Raw genomic sequence first — 23,093 nt, forward strand, 5'->3', positions numbered from 1 at the left:
CCTCAACTTGCAGAAGCAACAGTTAACGCCGGAATGGCCTGCACGGGCCGCAGGCGTTCAAGCATTTCACCCGTCAACACGACCTCATACGTATCCGCCGCCCTACCCCACTGCTCCACGATGACCATGCCGTCGACCAGCGCCCCCGCTAATTCGGAAATCGTATCGGCCAATTCCTCCACGATTTTTTGACTCCGCCCCCATACACGATCAGTGATCGCTTTAAGCTCAGCCGTTATGCCGTCCGACGACGCGGGATCCGTATCGGGGTAGGCGATGTTGCGTAGCAAGTGTCGTAACTCCCTTATCTTTGCGTAATCCTGTTCCGCCCCCAGCGCTCCTTTCAGAATGGCTGCCGCTTTCGACTTATCGACGGTTTTTTTTGGCGAATGTTTTGAAGCTAATGTCTGGCCCATAGCGCCAGCCAAGAGCACCACCATCCGGGCTTCCAAATACGCCTTCATCGCGTCCATCGAAGAAATGGACCGCGCCAAGGTGATGGAAGCTCCCCCTTGATGCCTCAAGTCCATGGTCACTGTCAGACTCACGCCGCCTGTTGCAAAACCCAAGGCGCGGGCTACGACGTAGTGCCCCATTTCGTGATGTGCAATCTGCAATGCATGGTCCCGCATTGCGGGAGGCATCTTGTTTGTCATTTCCATTGCCTCGCATCCCTCGATTTCGCATTCGACTACGACGGACTGTCGGTGTCCATTCTGTCGATCACGCCTTGCTCAAGCCAAAGAAGAACCCGATAGGTAGAAAATGCTATGAACGGTACCGAGACTAGATCAACCATCCGCGATGCGAGATGTGCCTGTAACATGCCGCCCCATTGATCTATACCGCTGGAGACGCCCCTTGCCTGACACTCGCCCGCCCGTTCTTGACGAAATCGACCGCCAATTGATTGCAGCCCTGCAGATCAATGCCCGCGAAAGCGTAGCCATGCTCGCCCGCCAACTGGGCATCGCCCGCACCACCGTGACTTCGCGGCTGGCCCGGCTGGAAAAAGCCAAGGTGATCACCGGTTACGGCGTACGTTTGGGTCAGCGTGTCGTGGATGGCGGCTTGCAGGCGTACGTCGGAATCACGGTGCAACCGCGCTCGGGCAAGGAAGTGTTGCGACGTCTCAGCGCGATGGCTCAAGTGCAGCAGTTGTGCGCGGTCAGTGGTGAATTTGATTACGTGGCGTGGCTGCGCACCGATTCACCTGAGCAGCTGGATCAGTTGCTCGACCAAATTGGCAGCGTGGATGGCGTGGAGAAGACGACTACGTCGATCATCTTGAGTAGCAAGATTGATCGGGGGCAGCCGGTTTAATTCATTCTGTTCGCCACACTCGTCAAATTGCATCATTAACAAGCAAAACGACGACACATTGCGTCTTATTAACGTGTTCTACGCTCTCTAGAATGGCTGCCATCTTTTCCTATACTCAGACGCGCATTCCGCGTCCGGTCGCCAGCAAGGTCAGCCATGAACAAGAACAATCGCCATCCTGCAGACGGTAAAAAACCAGTCACCATTTTCGGTCCGGACTTTCCCTTCGCCTTCGACGACTGGATCGAACACCCGGCCGGCCTGGGCAGCATCCCTGCGCACAATCATGGCGCTGAGGTCGCGATCGTCGGTGCCGGTATCGCAGGTCTGGTGGCAGCGTACGAATTGATGAAACTGGGCCTCAAACCCGTCGTCTACGAAGCCTCGAAAATGGGCGGTCGTCTGCGCTCGCAGGCGTTCAATGGCGCCGAAGGCATCATCGCCGAGCTCGGCGGCATGCGTTTCCCGGTGTCGTCCACCGCGTTTTATCACTACGTCGACAAGCTCGGCCTTGAAACCAAACCTTTCCCGAACCCGCTGACACCTGCCTCGGGCAGCACGGTGATCGACCTCGAAGGTCAGACCCATTACGCACAGAAACTGGCGGATCTTCCTGCACTGTTCCAGGAAGTTGCCGACGCCTGGGCCGATGCACTGGAAGCCGGTTCGCAGTTCTCTGACATCCAGCAAGCGATCCGCGACCGCGATGTGCCGCGCCTCAAAGAGCTGTGGAACACCCTCGTTCCGCTGTGGGACGACCGCACCTTCTACGACTTCGTTGCCACTTCCAAAGCCTTCGCCAAACTCTCGTTCCATCACCGCGAAGTGTTTGGTCAGGTCGGTTTCGGTACCGGCGGCTGGGACTCGGACTTCCCGAATTCGATGCTGGAAATCTTCCGCGTAGTCATGACCAACTGCGACGATCACCAGCATTTGGTGGTCGGCGGCGTGGAGCAAGTACCGTTGGGGATCTGGCGTCATGTGCCGGAACGTTGCGTGCACTGGCCGGAAGGCACCAGCCTCAGCTCCCTGCACAACGGCGCGCCGCGTACCGGCGTGAAAAAAATTGCCCACGCGGCAGACGGGCGGTTTTCCGTCACCGACAACTGGGGCGACACCCGCGAATACGCAGCAGTGCTGACCACGTGCCAGAGTTGGCTGCTGACCACCCAGATCGAATGCGACGAAACCCTGTTCTCGCAAAAAATGTGGATGGCCCTCGACCGCACCCGCTACATGCAATCGTCGAAAACCTTCGTGATGGTCGACCGGCCATTCTGGAAGGACAAGGATCCGGAAACCGGGCGCGACCTGATGAGCATGACCCTCACCGATCGCCTGACCCGCGGCACCTATCTGTTCGACAACGGCGACGACAAGCCGGGCGTGATTTGCCTGTCGTACTCGTGGATGAGCGACGCGCTGAAAATGCTCCCGCAACCCGTGGAAAAACGCGTGAAGCTGGCGCTGGATGCTTTGAAGAAGATCTACCCGAAAGTCGACATCGCTGCGCGGATCATCGGCGATCCGATCACCGTGTCCTGGGAAGCCGACCCGCATTTCCTCGGGGCTTTCAAAGGCGCCCTGCCCGGCCACTATCGCTACAACCAGCGTATGTACGCACACTTCATGCAGGCCGACATGCCGGCCGAGCAGCGCGGGATTTTCATCGCCGGCGACGATGTTTCGTGGACGCCTGCGTGGGTCGAAGGCGCGGTGCAGACCTCGCTCAATGCGGTGTGGGGCATCATGAAACACTTCGGCGGTGAAACTCACGCCGAGAACCCGGGTCCAGGAGATGTGTTCAACGAGATCGGTCCGATCGCCCTGCCCGAGTAAGAGGAATCCCGAATGCGCGTAGCCCTTTACCAATGTCCACCGCTGCCCCTGGATGTCGCAGGCAACCTGCAACGTTTGCATCAATTGGCGCTGGAGGCCAAGGGCGCGGATTTGCTGGTGCTGCCGGAGATGTTTTTGACCGGTTACAACATCGGCCTCGATGCGGTCAGCGTGCTGGCGGAAGTGCACAACGGTGAGTCGGCGCAGCAGATCGCGCGCATCGCCAAAACGGCCGGGATCGCCATTTTGTATGGCTACGCGGAGCGCACCGAGGACGGGCAGATCTACAACGCTGTGCAGTTGATCGACGCCAACGGTGAGCGCCTGTGCAACTACCGCAAGACTCACCTGTTCGGCGACCTCGATCACTCGATGTTCAGCGCCGGGCCCGATGAGTTTCCGCTGGTTGAACTCAATGGCTGGAAGCTCGGTTTCCTGATCTGCTACGACCTGGAGTTCCCGGAAAACGCCCGACGCCTGGCCCTGGCCGGCGCCGAGCTGATCCTGGTGCCGACAGCGAACATGATTCCCTATGACTTCATCGCCGACGTCACCGTCCGCGCCCGGGCCTTCGAAAACCAATGCTATGTGGCTTACGCCAACTATTGCGGCAACGAAGGCGAGATCCAGTATTGCGGCCAGAGCAGCATTGCCGCGCCGGATGGCAGCCGCATCGCCCAGGCCGGCCTTGATGAAGCGCTGATTGTCGGTGAGCTGGATCGTCAGTTGATGGTCGATTCCCGCGCCGCCAATCGCTACTTCCTCGATCGCCGCCCAGAGCTTTACAGCGAGCTGAACAAGCGCTGATCCATCGTTATCCGCTAGCATTGGCACTTCTCTGCTCTGGAAGTGCTCATGCCTGCGCTGAATCACCCTCGCCCTCACACTGAAACCCTGGCCAACGGCCTGCGGGTGACGCTGCGTCATGCTCCCGATTTGAAGCGCAGTGCTGCTGCGTTGCGCGTCGCGGCGGGCAGCCATGACGTGCCGCTGGCTTGGCCCGGGCTGGCGCACTTTCTTGAACATCTGCTGTTTCTCGGCACGGAGCGCTTTCCCGCAAGCCAAGCGCTGATGGCCTACGTCCAGGGTCATGGCGGGCAGGTGAATGCGCGGACCAGTGAACGCACCACGGACTACTTTTTCGAGTTACCGCCTCAGGCGTTTACCGGGGGACTGGAGCGCCTGTCGGACATGCTCGCTCATCCACGTATGAATCCGGACGATCAGCGGCGGGAACGGGAAGTGCTGCACGCAGAATTTGTTGCATGGTCTCGGGATACGACCGCTCAGCAGCAATTCGCGCTGTTCGACGGCCTTTCAGCGGCGCATCCACTGCGGGCGTTTCATGCCGGCAACCGCTACAGCCTGCCGGTGCCTCAACCTGAATTTCAGCAAGCCTTGCAGGGTTTCTATCAGCGTTTTTATCAGACCGGACAGATGACCTTGAGCCTGACTGGGCCGCAGAGTCTCGATGAGTTGAGGGTGATGGCTCAGAGCTTTGGCGCTGCTATTCCCGTAGGGGAAAAGGCTCCACAACAAACGCCTACATCGCTGGTGGATTCTTCGGACAAAAGTTATCAACAGGCTGGAGTGCGACGACTGGATCTGCTGTTTGCCTTCGAATCATTGCCCGATTCATCGCCCGAGGCGCTGGCGTTCCTGTGTCATTGGCTAAATACCACGAAACCCGGAGGCCTGCTGGCGCATTTGCGCGAGCGCGGGCTGGCTGACAGCCTGAAAGCTGCGCCACTCTATCAATTCGCCGGCCAGGCCTTGTTGCACATCGAATTCACGTTACCCGCCAACGCGATGCCCGACGGGATCCGCGAACAGCTATTGGATTGGCTTGGATTCTTTGCCTCACAGCAACCCTGGACCGGGTTGCGCGAAGAATACGCCGCCCTGCTCCAACGCCGACAGCAAGTCAGCGGCGCCCTGCAATTGGCCCGACTGGACAGCGAACAGTGTGAAGCCGGATTATCCGAATCGGTCGTTGCCGCCCTCAGGGAAGTCCTGAAACAAATCGGCGCCGTGGATAACTTCACCGGCCAATGGCAACTGCCAACACCTAATCCGTTTTTACGCGCAGAGGCTCCGGCACCGAGTGCCGGACTGATCCGCGGCCAGACCAGCAAACACCGAGGCTTGCGGACCTTTGCCCAGGATCGCTCACGCGGTCGTCGTGAACGTTCGCCCATGCAGTTCAGTCAGGCATTGCCGGATAGCAGTGCCGAAGGTACCGTTTACCTACGCTGGCGTCTGGACTCGGCACCTCGCAGCAACCTTCAGGCGAGCCTGGAAAACCGCCTTCAGCCGTTGCGTGAGGATGCTCGTCAGGCAGGTGTCGATTTTTCCTTCAGCGCATCAGGCCATGAATGGCTGCTGAAAATGACCGGTCTACAAGAGCCGATGCCGACCATCCTCGAGCACGCGCTGAAAGAACTGACAAAACCTGATGACAGTTTCTCGCGAGAAGAGCCGACGAGCGTTGCGTTGATGCCGATTCGACAGCTGCTTAAAGCGCTGTCCGATCACTGCCTTGAGCGCAGCGCTGACTCGGACGATTTGATGCAGCTTTGGTCGAGCGCACGCTGGGACGGTCTGGCGACCGGCCTGTCCGCCCAGACACAAGCGGCGATGGGCCTTGCCTTGAGTCGTGTGCCGGGCACTGCGGACAATCAACTCACGCCGCCCTCGCCGATAAACGCGCAGCATCTGTGGAGCGCGGTCGATACCGGGGCCAGCGAACACGCGCTGCTGCTTTTCTGCCCGACCGCAACTACAAACATCGCTGACGAAGCCGCCTGGCGCTTGCTTGCTCACCTCTGCCAGACGCCGTTTTATCAACGCCTGCGGGTAGAACTGCAGCTCGGTTATGCGGTGTTCAGCGCCCTGCGTCAGATCCATGGGCAGACCGGGCTGCTGTTTGGCGTGCAATCACCCAGCGTCGCTCCTCTGGATCTGCTGGAACACATCGAACACTTCCTGAGCGGATTGGCCGGGATGATCGACGACATCGATGACGAGACTTTCATTGACCAGCGCCTAGCACTGGCCGATCAATTCGATAGCGCGGCGCTGCCCAATGCGCATGCCGCCGAACTGCTCTGGCAGGGCAAACTGGCCGGCCACTCGTCGGAATATCTTACTCAACTGCCTCAGGCAATTCTGATGATCGACCGCGAAACGTTACTGGCCGCCGCACAACGACTGAATCAGGCCGAAGGCGGTTGGCGCTGTCTGGCCAGCGGACCGTGCCCAGCCTCGCCTTGGCAAGCGGCAAAATGATCATTACCGGTGCTGCAATTAGCTTTCTCAAAGATTCCCGGCCAATCGCCCTGTAATTTTGAGTAACATAGCCACCTAACTATCTGAACATCTCCGGCTGGAGGTGGACTATATGTATAGATCTCAACTGTCCCATCACCTGAAGGAGCGTTCCTATGTCCTGGTCCAAACCTGCTTACACCGACCTGCGTATCGGCTTTGAAGTCACCATGTACTTCGCAAGCCGCTAATCTTTTTCTAGCGCAGTGCAACGCCTCGGCTCGCCGAGGCGTTTTTATTTTCAGTATTCGAATGATGGAGCGGCCATGTTTGTCCAGATTCTAGGTTCCGCCGCCGGCGGTGGTTTCCCCCAGTGGAACTGCAACTGCGTGAACTGCGCCGGTTTTCGCGATGGCAGCCTGAACGCCAAAGCGCGGACCCAGTCGTCCATCGCGATTTCCGATAACGGTATGAACTGGGTGTTGTGCAACGCATCGCCGGACATCCGCGCCCAGCTCCAGAGCTTTGCCCCGATGCAACCGGGCCGCGCCCTGCGCGATACCGGCATCAACGCGATCATCCTGATGGACAGCCAGATCGACCACACCACTGGCCTGCTCAGCCTGCGCGAAGGTTGCCCGCACCAGGTCTGGTGCACCGACATGGTCCACGAAGACCTGAGCACCGGTTTCCCGCTGTTCACCATGCTGACCCACTGGAACGGCGGGCTGACCTGGAACCAGATCGAGCTCGACCACAGCTTCACCATCCCGGCCTGCCCGAGCCTGTGCTTCACCCCGTTGCCGCTGCGCAGCGCCGCACCGCCATACTCGCCGCACCGCTTCGACCCGCACCCGGGCGACAACATCGGCCTGATCGTTGAAGACCTCAACACCGGCGGCAAACTGTTTTACGCGCCGGGCCTGGGCAAGGTCGACGCCCCGCTGCTGGAGATCATGGCCGGCAGCGACTGCCTGCTGGTGGACGGCACGATGTGGGATGACGACGAAATGCAGCGGCGTGGCGTCGGCACCCGCACCGGTCGGGAAATGGGCCACCTGGCGCAGAACGGCCCCGGCGGCATGCTGGAAGTGCTGGAACAGCTGCCCAACCAGCGCAAAGTACTTATCCACATCAACAACACCAACCCGATTCTTGATGAGGATTCGCCGGAGCGCGCCGAACTGGCGCGGCGTAATGTTGAAGTGGCGTATGACGGCATGAGTATTGTGCTGTAGGGATTTGTTCCCACAGTACCCGGAGAACCGAAATGACTGACACCGCAATGTCCCCCGCCGAGTTCGAAGCGGCCCTGCGCGCCAAGGGCGCCTATTACCACATCCATCACCCGTACCACGTGGCGATGTATGAAGGCCGGGCAACGCGCGAGCAGATCCAGGGCTGGGTCGCCAACCGTTTCTATTATCAGGTGAATATCCCGCTCAAGGATGCCGCGATCCTCGCCAACTGCCCGGACCGCGAGATTCGTCGTGAGTGGATTCAGCGCTTGCTCGACCATGACGGCGCCCCCGGCGAAGACGGCGGCATCGAAGCCTGGCTGCGCCTGGGCCAGGCCGTCGGCCTCGACCCGGATCAGCTACGCTCGCAGGAATTGGTACTGCCCGGCGTTCGTTTTGCCGTCGATGCCTACGTCAACTTCGCCCGCCGGGCCAGTTGGCAGGAAGCCGCCAGCAGCTCGCTGACCGAACTGTTTGCGCCGCAGATCCACCAGTCGCGCCTGGACAGCTGGCCGCAGCATTACCCGTGGATCGACCCGGCCGGTTATGAGTATTTCCGCACCCGCCTGGGTCAGGCGCGCCGCGACGTGGAGCACGGCTTGGCGATCACATTGCAGCACTACACGACGCGGGCCGGCCAAGAGCGCATGCTGGAAATTCTCCAGTTCAAACTGGACATTCTTTGGAGCATGCTCGATGCCATGAGCATGGCCTACGAACTGAAACGCCCGCCGTATCACAGCGTGACCGAGCAACGGGTCTGGCATAAAGGAATCACCTTATGAGTTTTGATCGCAGCAAGACCCCGACCTGGCGTACCGGCTACCGCTTCCAGTACGAACCGGCGCAGAAAGGTCATGTGCTGCTCTACCCGGAAGGCATGATCAAACTCAACGAAAGCGCCGCGCTGATCGGCGGTTTGATCGACGGCGAACGTGACGTCGCGGCGATCATCGCCGAACTGGACGCGCAGTTCCCCGGCGTGCCCGAGCTCGGTGACGACATCGAGCAATTCATGGAGGTCGCCCGTGCTCAGCACTGGATCGAACTTGCCTGATTGCGCGTCAGACAAGTTACCGCCCCAACCGGAAATCGGCCTGCCGCTGTGGCTGCTGGCCGAGCTGACCTATCGCTGCCCGCTGCAATGCCCGTATTGTTCCAATCCGCTGGACTTCGCCGAGCAAGGCAAAGAACTGAGCACCGAACAGTGGATCAAAGTGTTCCGCGAAGCGCGGGAAATGGGCGCGGCGCAGTTGGGCTTTTCCGGCGGTGAACCGCTGGTGCGCCAGGACCTCGCGGAGCTGATTGCCGAGGCGCGCAAGTTGGGTTTCTACACCAACCTGATCACCTCGGGCATTGGCCTGACCGAGCAGAAAATCAGCGACTTCAAGAAGGCTGGCCTGGACCATATCCAGATCAGCTTTCAGGCCAGCGACGAGCAGGTGAACAACTTGCTGGCCGGCTCGAAAAAGGCCTTCGCCCAGAAGCTGGAAATGGCTCGTGCAGTAAAAGCCCACGGTTATCCGATGGTGCTGAACTTCGTGACCCATCGGCACAACATCGACAAGATCGACCGGATCATCGAGCTGTGCATTGCTCTTGAGGCGGACTTTGTGGAACTCGCCACGTGCCAGTTCTACGGTTGGGCGCAGCTCAATCGGGTCGGTCTGTTACCGACCAAGGAACAACTGGTCCGCGCCGAACGCATCACCAACGAATACCGCGCCAAACTGGAAGCCGAAGGGCATCCGTGCAAGCTGATTTTCGTCACCCCTGACTATTACGAAGAGCGCCCGAAAGCCTGCATGAACGGCTGGGGCAGCATCTTTCTGACGGTCACGCCGGACGGAACCGCCCTGCCCTGTCACGGCGCCCGACAGATGCCGGTACAGTTTCCCAACGTACGCGACCACACCATGCAGCACATCTGGTACGACTCGTTCGGCTTCAACCGCTTCCGCGGTTACGACTGGATGCCCGAGCCGTGCCGTTCCTGCGACGAGAAAGAAAAAGACTTCGGCGGCTGTCGCTGCCAGGCATTCATGCTCACGGGGGACGCGAGCAACGCCGACCCGGTGTGCAGCAAGTCGGAACATCACGGCGTGATCCTCAAGGCTCGCGAAGAAGCCGAGCACGCGCCCCAGACCATCGAACAACTGGCCTTTCGCAATGAACGAAATTCACGACTCATCGCTAAAAGCTGAACCCTTCAGCGCTGCCAGTGCCGTCGCGGCCGGCATCGACTTCGCCGAGTTGCAGTTCGGCCCACATGGCTTGTTCTGGAACGAGTACCGCCCCGAGGACGCCGCTTGTCGGATCTGGCATTGGCGAGGCGGCCAGGCGCATTGCCTGACGCCAGCGGGCTTCAGTGTGCGCAGTCGGGTGTACGAATACGGCGGCGGCGCGTTCTGTCTGACCGATGACGGGATAGTGTTCGTCAACGAGGCGGACCAACAACTGTATCGACAGTCGCTGGCCGGCGAGACACCTGAGTTGCTGAGCTCAGGCGAATGCCGATACGGCGATCTGCAATTCGCTAACGGGCAGGTATTGGCGGTTGAAGAAAACCGCGATCGGCATCGTCTGGTGGCTATCGATGTGGCTGACGGAGTACGTCATCTGCTGGCCGAAGGCGCCGACTTCTATGCCGCGCCGACATTAAGTCCCGACGCGCAACGATTGGCGTGGATCGAGTGGAGCCGTCCGGATCAACCATGGACCGCGACTCGCCTGATGGTTGCCGAACGCCAGAACGACGGCCGCTTTGCTCTGCCGCGTTGCGTGGCGGGCGAAGACGCTGAGGAATCGCTGCAACAACCGAGGTTCGATACCAGCGGCCGCCTGTTTTGTCTGACTGATCGCGGTGGCTACTGGCGGCCTTGGGTGGAATCGGCAGACGGTTTGAGCCCGCTGCCGAGTGCCGCAGCGGATCATGGGCCAGCACCGTGGCAGCTGGGTGGCAGCACTTGGTTGCCACTGAGCGAAGGCAGCTATCTGGCGAGCTGGACTGAAGACGGGTTTGGCAAACTGGGTCTTTGTGGTGACGCCTGTGAAGATTTCACGGGCGATTACAGCCGCTTCCGCTCTCTCGCACTGGATGAGCAGTTCATTTACTGCATCGCCGCATCCCCAGTCAGTTCGTCGTCAGTCATTGCCATCGACCGCCAGACCCGACAGGTCAAAACACTGGCTGGCGGCATTGCACCGTTGCCTGCCGAGCAAATCAGCGTCCCGCAAACCCTGCGCTACCCGAGTGGTTCGGGCGAGGCACACGGCTTCTTCTATCCCGCAATGACCAGTGACGCGAAACCGCCTCTGGTGGTGTTCATCCACGGCGGCCCGACTTCGGCCTGCTACCCCATGCTCGATCCGCGTATCCAGTACTGGGCGCAACGCGGCTTCGCCGTGGCCGACCTCAACTACCGCGGCAGCAGTGGCTATGGCCGGGCTTATCGACAAGCGCTGCATTTGAGCTGGGGCGAAGTGGATGTGGAGGACGCCTGCGCCGTCGTCGCTCATCTTGCCGATCGCGGACTGATCGACGGCAACCAGGCGTTTATTCGCGGTGGCAGTGCCGGTGGTTACACCACCCTTTGCGCATTGGCCTACCACAACGTCTTCCGCGCGGGCGCCAGCCTGTATGGCGTCAGTGATCCGGTGGCGCTGGGCCGGACGACTCACAAGTTCGAAGGCGATTATCTGGATTGGCTGATCGGCGACCCGGTGCAGGATGCCGAACGCTACGCTGCACGAACGCCGTTGCTGCATGCGGGCAACATTAGTGTTCCGGTGATTTTCTTTCAGGGTGAACTGGACGCTGTGGTGATTCCGCAACAGACCCGCGACATGGTCACGGCGTTGCAGGACAACGGCATTCTGGTTGAAGCGCATTACTACGCTGACGAACGCCATGGCTTTCGCAAGGCCGGCAATCAGGCCCATGCGCTGGAGCAGGAGTGGTTGTTTTATCGAAGGGTGATGGCATTGGCGGAGTGAGATCGCAGCGTTCCATTCGCAGGCAAGCCTTGCCCGCGAATGGAGTCTATCTGACGCCGCGAAACTCAGCGTTTGGCGATGATGTACACCGCATGCACGATCCCGGGGATGTAACCGCACAGCGTCAGCAGAATATTCAGCCAGAACGCCCCGGCGAAACCGACTTGCAGAAACACACCCAGTGGCGGCAACAGAATGGCGATGATGATGCGAATAAAGTCCATGGGGTCAGCTCCTGATTAAAGTTGGCTCGTGCGAGCCTACAGCTAATCGACCTTTGCCGTTCGTCAGGGTTCAGTGCCATCACGTCCGAGAGTGAAACCTTCCTGGCGAAATCCACAGGCAAAAAATCGCCCCACGCCAACAGAATCAGGCATGGGGAGATGCGTTATACCGCGAGACGGTTCGGGAATTCGTGCAGGGCGGGTCTGATCAAGGCAATCCCTTTGCAGCACTGCAGTTACGCAGTGCGCCCACGGGAGAAGGCGCGGGTCAGGCACAGGAGCATTTCGTCGATTTTGGCTTTGCGCGTTGAGCAGCAAGCCTTCCTACAATGCCGCTTTGACGGCGGCGTCAGCCGATTCGTCGGACAAGGTAAGACCCAGAACAGTCCTTGCCCGTGCAACTCGCCGTGACCATAGCGATGGGATAAACGCTGCAGACCTTCGCTCAGGTGCTGACCGATTTCCCCGACATGATTGATAAACCCCTTGTCCTGAACGCTGTCGAGGACGGCAAGACCGGCCGCCGTCATCAGTGCATTGCAGCCCGGCAACACTGGATGAGATGAGCTGAGCACTTTTCTGCAGGCAAAAGAAAACCCCGCCGAAGCGGGGCTTTGCAGACTGTTTCCCTGACATCCATTTCACTCCGCCGTCCTGGCAGAATCCTACGTGTCCGTGTTGTTGCTTTGCGCTTCCTGCGCGACGTCCATGTGAAGTAGATTAGCTGTGGATCCAATCTTCATCTATGGGAGAAGAGCAGTACGTCATGTAAGAGAATGCTTACATGACGTTACATTGTCAGAACTGTCCTGCGTCCAGCAGGAACAGTGACTCGCTACCGGCCTTCACCGACGCGCTCAACGAGTGAATGCGCGGCAGCAGACGTGCGAAATAGAAGCGCGCCGTGCCCAACTTGCTCGCGTAGAAATCGTCCTGCGCTTCTTTGCCAAAAGCGGCCTTGGCCATCAGTGCCCACATGTACGCATAAGCCGTGTAACCGAATGCTTGCAGATACTCGACCGAGGCGGCGCCTATTTCGTTCGGGTTGCTCCTCGCCCGATCCAGCAACCAGGCGGTCAGTTCGTCGAGGGTGGTCACCGCATCGTTCAGCGGTTTGGTGAACTCCACCAGATCAGCGCTGGCGGTCGCGGTGAAATGACGGATCTCGTCGGCAAACAGGTTGTAGAACGCCCCGCCGGTGCCGACGATCTTGCGTCCTACCAGGTCCAGCGCCTGAATGCCGTTGGTGCCTTCGTAGATCTGGGTGATGCGCACGTCGCGCACCAGTTGCTCCTGGCCCCACTCACGGATGTAACCATGGCCGCCGAAAACCTGCTGCCCGTGAATGGTGGTTTCCAACCCGAGGTCAGTGAGGAACGCCTTGGCCACTGGGGTCAGCAAGGCCACCAAGTCTTCCGCGCGCTTGCGGGTCGTGGCGTCTTCGCTGAACTTGGCGGTGTCCAGCTGCATGGCCACGTAAGTCGAAAAGGCACGACCGCCTTCGTTCGACGCTTTCATGGTCAGCAACATGCGACGCACGTCCGGGTGGACGATGATCGGGTCAGCGACCTTGTCCTTGTTTTGCGCGCCGGTCGGCGAACGGCTTTGCAGACGGTCGCGGGCGTACTCGACGGCGTTCTGATACGAGCGCTCGCCGGTGGCGAGGCCCTGGATGCCAACACCCAGACGTTCGTAGTTCATCATCGTGAACATCGCGGCCAGGCCTTTGTTCGGCTCGCCGACCAGGTAACCGACCGCTTCGTCGAAGTTCATCACACAGGTAGCGGAGGCCTGGATGCCCATTTTGTGTTCGATCGAACCGCAGTTCGCTGGATTACGGGCGCCCAGGCTGCCATCGGCATTGACCATGAACTTCGGCACCAGGAACAGAGAAATGCCTTTCGGCCCCGCCGGTGCGTCCGGCAGCTTGGCCAGCACCAGGTGGATGATGTTCTCGGTCAGGTCGTGCTCACCGCCGGTGATGAAAATCTTGGTACCGCTGACTTTGTAGGAACCATCGGCCTGAGGGTCAGCCTTGGTGCGGATGATCCCCAGGTCAGTACCGGCGTGTGGCTCGGTCAGGCACATGGAGCCGGCCCAGACGCCGGCGTACATGTTCGGCAGGTACGCCGCTTTCAGTTCTTCACTGGCGTGGGCGTTGATCGACAGGCAGGCGCCGGCGGTCAGCATCGGGTACAGACCGAACGACAAGCTGGCGGAGTTGACCATTTCTTCGACTTGCGCCGAAACAGCCTTGGGCATGCCCATGCCGCCGTAGGTCGGATCGCCACCGACACCGACCCAACCGCCTTCAGCGTAAGTCTGATAAGCCTGTGGGAAACCTGCCGGCGTGGTGACGGCACCGTCCGCCCAATGGCAACCTTCTTCGTCAGCCGCACGGCTCAGGGGCGCGATGCTTTTGCTGGTGACCTTGCCGGCTTCTTCAAGAATGGCTTCGACCGTTTCAGCATCGACAGTCTCGGCCAGCGCTGGCAGCTCGGCCCATAGTTTGGCGACCTCGAAAACTTCATTGAGGACGAAGCGCATATCGCGCAGGGGCGCTTTGTAGTCAGCCATGGCAAACCTCGCAAGATCTAAACAGGTGATTCGTAGGAGTGGTCTTTCGTTGGGTTCGAGTGTAACCCAACAACTTTTACGACACATAGGGTCAGCTCATGACCATTTTGTTATTTTTAGTCACCGAACAACGAACCATTAAAGAAGCCCGCAACCAGGCGGGCTCTTTTACGTCGACTTGGAAAACTATAGTCCGAATAACTCCGCAGGCAGCTTCATCAAGCAATCGCTGCCCGCCTCGATGGCCGCCCGATGAGCCGCGGTGCGTGGCAGTAAACGCTTGAAGTAAAACTCGCTGGTCGCCAGTTTTGCCTGGCAGTAATCGGCCTCGCCGCTGCCCGAATCGAGCTGCGCCTGAGCGACCAGCGCCATGCGCAGCCACAGATAGCCGAGGATGATGTAACCGCTGTACATCAGGTAATCCACCGAAGCCGCGCCGACTTCATCCGGGTTTTTCATCGCGGCCATGCCGACCTTGGCGGTCACCTCTCCCCACTGCTGATTCAGGTCGTTGAGCTGCGCCACGTAGCTGGCGAGTTGCGGATGTCCGGCGTTTGCCGCACAGAATTTGTGAACGATTTTGGTGAACCCGCGCAGCAATTTCCCCTGGCTGCCGAGGACTTTTCTTCCAAGCAAGTCCAGCGCCTGAATGCCGTTGGTGCCTTCGTAGATCGGTGCGATCCGGCAGTCACGAACCAACTGCTCCATGCCCCACTCGCGGATGAAACCGTGACCACCGAACACCTGCATGCCGTGGTTGGTCACTTCCAGTCCGGTATCGGTCATGAAGGCTTTGCAGATCGGCGTGAGGAACGCCAGCAGGTCTTCGGCTTCCTGGCGCGCCGTTTCATCCGGGCTCAAATGCGCCACGTCCAGCAACTGCGCAGTGAAATAAGTCAGCGCCCGATTGCCTTCGTTGAACGCCTTCATGGTCAGCAACATCCTGCGCACGTCAGGATGAACAATGATCGGATCGGCGGCTTTTTCCGGTGCTTTCGGGCCGGTCAGCGCGCGCATTTGCAGTCGATCATTGGCGTACTTGATCGCGCCTTGAAAGCTCGCCTCCCCCAGACACAAACCCTGCATGCCGGTGCCCAGCCGAGCATGGTTCATCATGGTGAACATGCAGTTCAGGCCCTTGTTCGGCTCACCGATCAAGAAGCCCTTGGCGTCGTCGAAGTTCAGCACGCAGGTGGCCGAGGCCTTGATGCCCATTTTGTGTTCGATCGAGCCACAGGAAACACCATTACGTTCGCCCGCCTCACCCTCGTCATTGGGTAGGAATTTAGGAACGATAAACAGCGAAATGCCCTTGGTGCCGGCCGGAGCGTCCGGCAGTTTCGCCAGCACCAGGTGAATGATGTTTTCACTCATGTCGTGCTCGCCGGCAGAGATGAAGATCTTGCTGCCGGAGATTGCATAGCTGCCGTCAGCCGCAGGCAAGGCGCGGGTTTTGATGATGCCCAGGTCAGTGCCGCAATTTGCTTCGGTCAGGCACATGGTGCCGGTCCATTGGCCGGAGGTGAGCTTGCTCAGGTAAGTCTGTTTCTGTTCTTCCGTGCCATGGGCGTGGATCGCCGACATCGCGCCGTGAGTCAGACCAGGGTACATGCCCCAAGAGGTGTTGCTGGAGCCGACCATTTCGCTGATGACCAGCCCCAGTGAGCTCGGCAAACCCTGGCCACCGTAAACCGGATCAGCCGCCAGACCGTGCCAGCCACCTTCAACGTATTGTGCGAAGGCCTGCTTGAAGCCTGTAGGCGTAGTCACCACACCATTGTCGAAATGGCAGCCTTCTTCATCACCGCTGCGGTTCAGCGGTGCGAGAACGTTCTCACAGAATTTCGCACCTTCTTCGAGGATCGCATTGACCATGTCCGGGCTGGCATCGGTGGCGCCCAGCGCGGCGTAGTTGCTGTGAAAATCGAAGACGTGGTCGATCAGAAAGCGCATGTCGCGCAGGGGAGCTTTGTACTCAGGCATGGTCATTTCTCCGGCAGCAGATTCCCCAAACCTACTGCCGCACACCCGGCCTCACAATCACAGTCCAGACGCTGAATGCGCCATCATCACTCAATCATTGGCGGCGTCCATGCGCACCGCGCCACGACGGGTCTGACCAAACGCCACCACACAGTTTCGCCCTGCCCCCTTGGCACTGTAGAGCGCCTCGTCAGCGGACTTGAGCACTTTCTCGGGGGTGCGCTGCTCCAATCGTTCGGCCACGCCGATACTGACGGTGACCGACACACTGGAGGCGCCCGAGCCTGCGCGACGTTGCCGACCTTGCTGGTCGTCCTGAGGACGGCTGTCCTGATTGCGCAGCTGAATGTTGTAGGTGGCGATGGACTCGCGGATGACTTCAAGGTGCGGCATGCACTCTTCGAGGGTCTTGCCCGCGAACACCAACGCAAACTCCTCTCCGCCGTAGCGATACGCCCTACCGCCTCCGCCGATTTTCGACAGCTTGCTGGCGACCAGTCGCAGCACTTGGTCGCCGACATCGTGACCGTGGGTGTCATTGAATTTCTTGAAGTGATCGACGTCGCTCATCGCCAGCACGTAATTGCGCCCCAACCGCTGCATCCGCTCGTTCAAGGCACGCCGGCCCGGCAGGCCGGTAAGCTCGTCGCGGAAGGCCATTTGGTAGGCCTCATGGGCGACCGCTGCGGCAATCATCAACATCACCTGACTGCACATGATGTTCAAGGTGAACGGCAGGATGAAGGTTTTCGGCAACATCCAGAACAACCCGAGCAGACCCACCAATTGGGCAGCATGCAAGGGTCTCGGGTTGCGCCAGTATTGCCAGGCCAGTAATACAAACGAGGCGATGAACACAGGATAAGACAACTGGATCAGGCTCATCCACGCGCCATGCAACGCTGGCCAGCGGATCTCCGACAACCACATCAACAGCGCCTGTGGGTAACTTTGTTCCAGCCCCAACGCCACGCTACCGAAAGCCAGCAACACAGCGAAGCGCGCCACCATGTCCTGGAACAGGTGGGTGCGCTCCTGCCAGCCGGCGAACAAACCATAGAGCAACGGCAGCAACAGGCAGCACAGATGGAAAACCACCGCGGCGTCTTCACGAACCTTGCCGTTGTCGCGGTAATAGTCGGTCTGGGTGTCGAGCAGGAAGTAGGCGATGTACACCGTGACCATCAGAAACAGCTCACGCTGACGTCGGTAAACCGCGCAGTACGCACCGCCGAGCAACAGCACCAAGGTTGGCAGTACGTTGAACAGCGAGGTGAAAAAGACGTTCAGATCCTTCACGTACGCAGCCGCCAGCCCCGCGAGCAAAAGCAGCAATGACGGCAGGAAATGGCTGAAACGTACAGCGGAAGAACGCGGCAAGGGTAAAGCTCCGACCCGTCATATCAATAGATGGCATTGTGCCCACCTACTGTAACGGCAGAACCGTTGACTTACTGAGTGATTTGCCAAGCTTTTTTTAGAAGGTGCGTTACTGGCCACAAGCAGAGCGGCCAGTAACGCAGGTAGAGTCATCCCATCAAAGGTCGTTGTAGAACGGCTGCAATGGCCCCTCTTCAACTTTGCGACCTTCTGCACCTACGGGTTTGAGCTTTATTAGCGCATCCATCGCCTGTCGGGTGGTTATCTTCGGACTGACTGGCCGTATCGTCACGGAGTTTTCGTCACCCACCTCGCCTTGTGGAACGACCAGCGATGGATGATCGAATGGCGCCCGCTCCCAGGCGACTCGCGGATCGGTCAACCCGACCTCCATGAACTTGACCAGCGCATCCACTTCATCGGGAGTCAGGTTCAGCGCGGTCATGTCCGGATCAAGGTTGGAGGTGTTGTGCTGGTTCACACTCGGATGATCGAAGCCGCTGGTGTTGTTCGCCTCCGAGCCACGCCGGTCGCCGCCCCGGTTGTAGAACTCCATGACCTGCTTGAGCGTCGCGCGGCTGCCATTGTGGAAATAAGGCCCGGTCAACGCGATATTGCGCAACGTCGGGGTTTTGAATGCACCATCAACCGCATCGTGGAAGCCCACATTGGGCTTGAGCGTCGGGTCGCAGGGTATTCCCGCACTCAGCAGCGCTTCAAAGGTGCAGACATCAACGTCCAGCGGATCCGGCACACTCTTGCCCTGCAGTTGGGTGTTGTATTCACGAGTGAACGACAGCGGGTTGCCCCACGCGTCCGATCCGCCGAGTGCCAGGTCCTCTGACGTCGGGCGCACACCGGTGTTGTAGAAGCCGTTGTCGTACAGCGCGATCAGGTTGTCAGCCATCACCATACGTTCGATCCGCTCACGGGGATGGAACAGCAACCGGCTGGCGGCGTTGGTCAGTTCCGCGCCGCCGTGACAACTGATGCACTTGCCTTTGCCGAGGAACAGATTCATCCCCTGGACTTGCTGGGCATTCATTGCCTGTTGATTACCCTGCAGGTAGGCATCCAGCGGTGCCTGGTCGGAAATCAGGGTGGCTTCGTACATCTGAATCGCCAGCCCGAAGAACAGCGGGAAGTTGGCTTCCATCTGGGTATAAGGAGCGTCGCCGAGTGAAACCTGCTTGGTGGCGTTCCAAAGTCGAGGATAAAAAGCCGCCTTGATCAATTCCCTGTAGGTGGGCCGGCGGGCACCGGAAACGGGGCCGAGCACCGAATCGGTGGATGAAATCCTCTGCTGTTTAAGCATCAGCGTATCGAGCATGCGCCGTCCAATGTCCGCGAAGGTGCGACCGCCGCAGGACATTTCAACCGGACTGCCGGGGGGGCCCACGGCCTGCGAGGCGGCAGACGCATCGTTGAGTGCCAGCCGCACCTTGGTCGCCACCCCGCTGCGGTCGCTGGTGACGAAAATCCCGGCGTCAGGGTCGCGATTACCGAACGGCGAGAAGCCGTTGAACACGTTATTGGCCCGACCGTCCCAGAAGTTGCGAACGTTGAACGCGGCATTGATCACCGTCGGAGCATTGCGTCCCGTGCTGCGCCGCACGTTGATGCCCCCCACCTGGAAGATACCGTCCGGTTGCTGAATGCACTTGTCGAAACGCGCTTGTCTGGGTTTGACGAAGTTGGCGTCGAACACCCCTTGCGAGCCAATCACATCGTCGGTCGAGTAGACAATCGGCGAATTGCGATCCAGCGGATCGGCCAGCACGTGGGTCGGGAAGTCGGTTTTCTTGAGCGTGTAGTTCGGCCCGCCCTTGCCTGCGGACAGGGTCGCGTAGGAAGAGACGTCGCCTGGAATATCGGCGGCTACGAACGGCTTGTTGAAGATCGACGCAACGTTTGCATGGGTGCTGGCCTGGCCCGGGTTGATCTGGTTGGTGATCCGGTGATCGACCCCTGCGTGAAAGTGGCAGGACGCACACGCCGTCGAGCCGTCGCTACCGATCTCCATGTCCCAGAAAAGCGCCTTACCCAATAGAATCGCCGCCGAACGATTGAGCACATAGTCGGACATCAGGTCGACTTTGCGCCCGCCCTCTGTTCCCGAGGGGTCGGGCGGTGTCATCCCATGCAGCGACTGCAGGCTGGGCACATCCGGCGCGGGCGCGACAATCTCTGGCGCGGTAGCGGCAAGAGCGCTGTTGCAAGCCAGACTGACTGCGATCAGGTTGCCCGCGATCGCGCAGGCCAAGCGGGAAGTACGAAGGATGCTCAAGGGCTTCACCATGATGACATTCTCGATTCAGTACGGAGTAGCCGGGCTCCGGGATTTTCCTGTTACGAGATGAACTAACGGCCATGAATCGTGCTGCTCGCACGAGCCATTACACCAACTCGAAGTTGGGTAGGACGCGGCGAAGCCGAACTGGCAAAGTACTCTCTTGGCTCAGGCTTTATTGAAACGATAATTTGTCGCGCTACGGGGGCGCTTAACTCAACTCTAGCTGTAACAAAAAATCTCAACAGCCAAAATACAATATTTTTTTATCGTGCTCAGACATGAGCAGTAGCAACTACACGTAATCCTCAACTTCGGTGCACTTACCCCCCCACTACTGGGTGTCATTCCCCAACAAGGTCTGCACACCGTTCAAAAAAAACCACCACACACCTGTATTTAAAGGGATTCATTATCTTTTACATAGGCAATAAAAAGGCTGGCAGAGTAATTGCTAGTTCATGACATACAGTGGCAGCAGGTATTTTAAATGCCGCTTGATAAATCCGAATAGACAGCGGGAGGACATCTCACTAATTGCAAAAACTAAATTCGTGTGCAGCTCGCACCTGCACAAGCTTTTGCCTTTAGTTAATATCGGAGCGACAAAAATAATGGTTAACAACCTCGACGCACGCCGGCCATCCTTCACTTCTCTAACAATTGAAGATCCATATTGCGCATGCCGTTATTGAGGTCATGGCACACTAGGCAACTACCCTGTCTTCAACTTTTCGCCAAACTCACAAATATGGGGATATATCCCCCCCTACATTGGTGCATATGAGCTCGCCAGAGTTGAGTTTGGCGCCATCAACGACAGCGAAGCCCACATTTCTGCGGGCTAGCGACTGACTGTGCCAATCCGGCACGACAACTGCTTTGGACGTTTCAGGCTCGGGAAATGTCTCTCGCGATTGTGTCCAGAACCGGCCAACACAACGCAGGTTGAAAGCATCTGAAGGGTGAGTGTCGATCCTGTACCGACCGTACAACGTCACAGCCACTTTTCCCTCCGGATCGAGCCCCAATTCGACGCTCACGCCTTTGCGTCTCTTTTGCGCGGGATTCAGCGCATCAGCAGGTATGAGAGTCGATTGGCCGGCAACTGGTCCTGCAAGATTTTGGAGAAAACCATGAGCTTATCCGTACACGCGAAAACGCTCGCCACACCGCCACTCCTCAAGCGATTCAACGGCGTCTTCGGTCGCCACGCACTGCTTGCCGGTGCCGTCGCCTGCGCACTGGCCGTTGGAGTGGCGGGTCATGCATTTGCCCAAGGCGGGACTGCCAAGCCCGTCAAGGGCGCACCCTCGCCATTCACGACACCCACCCTGCCCAATCCGGTATTCACGAACCCGGATGCGATTCATGGCTTCGACGTGACAGGCTTTATCCAGAACATGACCCTGGACCCTACTAATGCAAGCTGCCCGAACACCAGTGACCCCAGTCGCTTTGGGGGGACAGTCCAACTGAACGGCATGACGATTACAGTCCCTTGTAATACGGTTCTCCAGATGCCGGCCAATACCCTGACCTGGGCTGATTTTGTCAGGGGCGGGACACTGGCGCTCAATAAAGGACCGACTTCATATCCCTCGTTCGAGATCCACGTGGTTGGCAATACCGTCTCCAACAAGCAAATTGCCGGGCTGATCTTTGTATCCCAGCAATCCGCCAATGCTGGTAGCGGCTACATCACCCGGATCGACTACACCAACGGCAACATCGAAGTGGACAGCGGTAATCCCCTGCAACCGACGATCATTCAGATCAATGATCCAAGCGGACGCTTTGGCCGCCCCCAAAGCCCCGACCCTCGCTTCTCCGTTGATGACGCCAACCCAACTATTCACGCCGCCACCGGCTACCCGATGTGCGTGCCACGCACGGTATCCGGGGACGATGCACTCTGCCCACAGAAAAACCGGCCAAAAGTGGTGACCCCAACCACCACCAACAACTGCCGGAACTTCAACCAGGCCGGCGTAACACCTCCGGCCAGCGGAGAGCTTTCCCCTCCGGCTCTGGGTCAGGTCTATTGCAGCCAGTTCGTCATGAAGAGATTCAGCGATGCTGCACGCACGGCAGCGGACCCCGACCCGACGCAACAGGCACCGTTCGAAGTCGGCGACTTCATCAGCTACGCTGGCACACTGTTCAAATCGACAACAGCGGGCACCCCGGACTACATCTCTGCACACACGATTGAGGCAAACATCGGGATCTACACTCAGCCGGGTTCGCAGCCCAGCTACCTGGCTATCGGGGAATTTGGCATCGGTACCGCCGACCCGGCGGCAACGGCCATCAACGGTGTAGCGCAGGAGACGCAAGACCGGATTTTCCTTGAAGCATCGACAACCGACGTCAAGACACCGGTCGACATTTATTTGATAGATGTCAATCCTTCGACGGGTGTACAAACCAATCGCTGGGTTACACCCTATGAGATGACGGGCGAATGCAACCCTGCACAGTCCCTTGCAACGAGTTGTCTTGGTGTCTCGGGTGGCATCACAACCCAGAACACTGGTCCTCAGCCACAACGTGCGAGGGTTCGCGCGACCAAGGCACCGACTGGGCTTCTCAGCCAGCCGACGCGTACGTTGCGTGTTGTTGCGCGCTCACTTTGCGCTCCACAGATGACCGCTTCGCAGACCGCCGTGGACAGTTGCATTCAAAACGCCAGCAGGCTAACGGTGGCTAATGGTCTGATAGCGGGACAGTATGTGGCGCCAGTGTTTGAGTTCATCTTTCCGGAAGGCGTCAAACCCGGCGATCCAGTCGTGCCGAACGATTTCTGGCACCTGCCGTTCCTGCGTAACGGAGAAGGCGTGAGCACCCCGACTGGGGTCGGTCCTCTCGACCCAACCCCATGGTGAGTAAGGTCTGACGAGTCAGGATGGAGCAAAAAAAAAACCGCCGTTCCCGAAGGAGCGGCGGTTTTTTTTCGAAGGACTGCGTTAAGGC

Annotated in this window: 17 protein-coding genes and 1 pseudogene; 11 read left to right on the forward strand and 7 right to left on the reverse strand. The window is 58.9% G+C overall.

Annotation, left to right across the window (positions count from 1 at the left end; all coding sequences use genetic code 11):
• Window positions 1–2 precede the first annotated feature (2 nt).
• The gene (locus FQ187_RS14280) at window positions 3–656 is read right to left on the reverse strand and encodes a peptidase M41 (RefSeq protein WP_149630021.1); all 654 of its coding nucleotides are present in this window, start codon (window positions 654–656) and stop codon (window positions 3–5) included.
• Between the two features lie 205 nt (window positions 657–861).
• Between FQ187_RS14280 and FQ187_RS14285 the strand changes: the two genes are divergently transcribed.
• The 10 genes from FQ187_RS14285 (at window position 862) to FQ187_RS14330 (ending at window position 11,663) form a co-directional block, all read left to right on the forward strand.
• The gene (locus tag FQ187_RS14285; protein WP_007980298.1) at window positions 862–1,323 is read left to right on the forward strand and encodes an Lrp/AsnC family transcriptional regulator; all 462 of its coding nucleotides are present in this window, start codon (window positions 862–864) and stop codon (window positions 1,321–1,323) included.
• Between the two features lie 156 nt (window positions 1,324–1,479).
• Complete coding sequence (locus FQ187_RS14290) at window positions 1,480–3,162, forward strand: NAD(P)/FAD-dependent oxidoreductase (RefSeq protein ID WP_149629980.1); 1,683 nt, start codon at window positions 1,480–1,482, stop codon at window positions 3,160–3,162.
• Window positions 3,163–3,174: 12 nt separating this feature from the next.
• Entirely contained in the window at window positions 3,175–3,969 is a 795-nt protein-coding gene (locus tag FQ187_RS14295; RefSeq protein ID WP_149629981.1) for a carbon-nitrogen hydrolase family protein, read from the forward strand.
• A 48-nt stretch (window positions 3,970–4,017) separates the two neighbouring features.
• Window positions 4,018–6,450 (forward strand): pyrroloquinoline quinone biosynthesis protein PqqF, encoded by a 2,433-nt coding sequence (pqqF, locus tag FQ187_RS14300; RefSeq protein ID WP_149629982.1) that lies wholly within the window; start codon window positions 4,018–4,020, stop codon window positions 6,448–6,450.
• Between the two features lie 155 nt (window positions 6,451–6,605).
• Window positions 6,606–6,680 (forward strand): pyrroloquinoline quinone precursor peptide PqqA, encoded by a 75-nt coding sequence (pqqA, locus tag FQ187_RS14305; RefSeq protein WP_009045898.1) that lies wholly within the window; start codon window positions 6,606–6,608, stop codon window positions 6,678–6,680.
• 75 nt (window positions 6,681–6,755) lie between these two features.
• On the forward strand, window positions 6,756–7,667 hold the full coding sequence (pqqB, locus tag FQ187_RS14310; RefSeq protein WP_149629983.1) for a pyrroloquinoline quinone biosynthesis protein PqqB: 912 nt from the start codon (window positions 6,756–6,758) through the stop codon (window positions 7,665–7,667).
• Between the two features lie 32 nt (window positions 7,668–7,699).
• Window positions 7,700–8,452 (forward strand): pyrroloquinoline-quinone synthase PqqC, encoded by a 753-nt coding sequence (pqqC, locus tag FQ187_RS14315; protein ID WP_095127200.1) that lies wholly within the window; start codon window positions 7,700–7,702, stop codon window positions 8,450–8,452.
• Window positions 8,449–8,724: a pyrroloquinoline quinone biosynthesis peptide chaperone PqqD gene (gene pqqD, locus FQ187_RS14320; RefSeq protein WP_132834027.1), complete on the forward strand. Its 276-nt coding sequence runs from the start codon at window positions 8,449–8,451 to the stop codon at window positions 8,722–8,724. The genes pqqC and pqqD overlap by 4 nt, the downstream gene beginning before the upstream one ends.
• Window positions 8,717–9,871, forward strand: a complete 1,155-nt coding sequence (gene pqqE / locus FQ187_RS14325; protein WP_178122722.1) for a pyrroloquinoline quinone biosynthesis protein PqqE — start codon at window positions 8,717–8,719, stop codon at window positions 9,869–9,871. The genes pqqD and pqqE overlap by 8 nt, the downstream gene beginning before the upstream one ends.
• Window positions 9,837–11,663 (forward strand): S9 family peptidase, encoded by a 1,827-nt coding sequence (locus tag FQ187_RS14330; RefSeq protein ID WP_149629985.1) that lies wholly within the window; start codon window positions 9,837–9,839, stop codon window positions 11,661–11,663. Before pqqE ends, FQ187_RS14330 begins: the two co-directional genes overlap by 35 nt.
• Window positions 11,664–11,728: 65 nt before the next feature.
• Here the strand turns inward: FQ187_RS14330 and FQ187_RS14335 are convergent, their stop codons facing one another.
• From FQ187_RS14335 to FQ187_RS14360, 6 genes and pseudogenes are all read right to left on the reverse strand, one after another.
• Window positions 11,729–11,887, reverse strand: coding sequence for a YqaE/Pmp3 family membrane protein (locus FQ187_RS14335; protein ID WP_007904205.1), 159 nt, complete (start codon window positions 11,885–11,887; stop codon window positions 11,729–11,731).
• Window positions 11,888–12,123: 236 nt separating this feature from the next.
• Window positions 12,124–12,426: pseudogene (locus FQ187_RS14340) on the reverse strand (aspartate aminotransferase family protein); the annotation flags it as partial.
• 259 nt (window positions 12,427–12,685) lie between these two features.
• Entirely contained in the window at window positions 12,686–14,464 is a 1,779-nt protein-coding gene (locus tag FQ187_RS14345) for an acyl-CoA dehydrogenase C-terminal domain-containing protein (RefSeq protein ID WP_149629986.1), read from the reverse strand.
• Window positions 14,465–14,650: 186 nt separating this feature from the next.
• Entirely contained in the window at window positions 14,651–16,447 is a 1,797-nt protein-coding gene (locus FQ187_RS14350) for an acyl-CoA dehydrogenase C-terminal domain-containing protein (protein ID WP_149629987.1), read from the reverse strand.
• A 90-nt stretch (window positions 16,448–16,537) separates the two neighbouring features.
• Window positions 16,538–17,827, reverse strand: coding sequence for a GGDEF domain-containing protein (locus FQ187_RS14355; RefSeq protein WP_149629988.1), 1,290 nt, complete (start codon window positions 17,825–17,827; stop codon window positions 16,538–16,540).
• Between the two features lie 157 nt (window positions 17,828–17,984).
• On the reverse strand, window positions 17,985–20,126 hold the full coding sequence (locus tag FQ187_RS14360; protein WP_149629989.1) for a cytochrome-c peroxidase: 2,142 nt from the start codon (window positions 20,124–20,126) through the stop codon (window positions 17,985–17,987).
• Between the two features lie 1,127 nt (window positions 20,127–21,253).
• Here FQ187_RS14360 and FQ187_RS14365 point away from each other — a divergent pair.
• Window positions 21,254–23,005 (forward strand): hypothetical protein, encoded by a 1,752-nt coding sequence (locus FQ187_RS14365; protein ID WP_149629990.1) that lies wholly within the window; start codon window positions 21,254–21,256, stop codon window positions 23,003–23,005.
• Window positions 23,006–23,093 lie beyond the last annotated feature (88 nt).

This window comes from Pseudomonas sp. ANT_J28 (genome assembly GCF_008370005.1).
GTDB classification, from domain to species: domain Bacteria; phylum Pseudomonadota; class Gammaproteobacteria; order Pseudomonadales; family Pseudomonadaceae; genus Aquipseudomonas; species Aquipseudomonas frigoris.

Excerpts from the sequence above, each read along its gene's own strand:
- FQ187_RS14280 (WP_149630021.1), bottom strand. The coding sequence starts at position 656 with ATGACAAACAAGATGCCTCCCGCAATGCGGGACCATGCATTGCAGATT.
- FQ187_RS14290 (WP_149629980.1), top strand. The coding sequence starts at position 1,480 with ATGAACAAGAACAATCGCCATCCTGCAGACGGTAAAAAACCAGTCACC.
- FQ187_RS14295 (WP_149629981.1), top strand. The coding sequence starts at position 3,175 with ATGCGCGTAGCCCTTTACCAATGTCCACCGCTGCCCCTGGATGTCGCA.
- pqqF (WP_149629982.1), top strand. The coding sequence starts at position 4,018 with ATGCCTGCGCTGAATCACCCTCGCCCTCACACTGAAACCCTGGCCAAC.
- pqqB (WP_149629983.1), top strand. The coding sequence starts at position 6,756 with ATGTTTGTCCAGATTCTAGGTTCCGCCGCCGGCGGTGGTTTCCCCCAG.
- pqqC (WP_095127200.1), top strand. The coding sequence starts at position 7,700 with ATGACTGACACCGCAATGTCCCCCGCCGAGTTCGAAGCGGCCCTGCGC.
- pqqD (WP_132834027.1), top strand. The coding sequence starts at position 8,449 with ATGAGTTTTGATCGCAGCAAGACCCCGACCTGGCGTACCGGCTACCGC.
- FQ187_RS14330 (WP_149629985.1), top strand. The coding sequence starts at position 9,837 with ATGAACGAAATTCACGACTCATCGCTAAAAGCTGAACCCTTCAGCGCT.
- FQ187_RS14335 (WP_007904205.1), bottom strand. The coding sequence starts at position 11,887 with ATGGACTTTATTCGCATCATCATCGCCATTCTGTTGCCGCCACTGGGT.
- FQ187_RS14345 (WP_149629986.1), bottom strand. The coding sequence starts at position 14,464 with ATGGCTGACTACAAAGCGCCCCTGCGCGATATGCGCTTCGTCCTCAAT.
- FQ187_RS14350 (WP_149629987.1), bottom strand. The coding sequence starts at position 16,447 with ATGCCTGAGTACAAAGCTCCCCTGCGCGACATGCGCTTTCTGATCGAC.
- FQ187_RS14360 (WP_149629989.1), bottom strand. The coding sequence starts at position 20,126 with ATGGTGAAGCCCTTGAGCATCCTTCGTACTTCCCGCTTGGCCTGCGCG.
- FQ187_RS14365 (WP_149629990.1), top strand. The coding sequence starts at position 21,254 with ATGAGCTTATCCGTACACGCGAAAACGCTCGCCACACCGCCACTCCTC.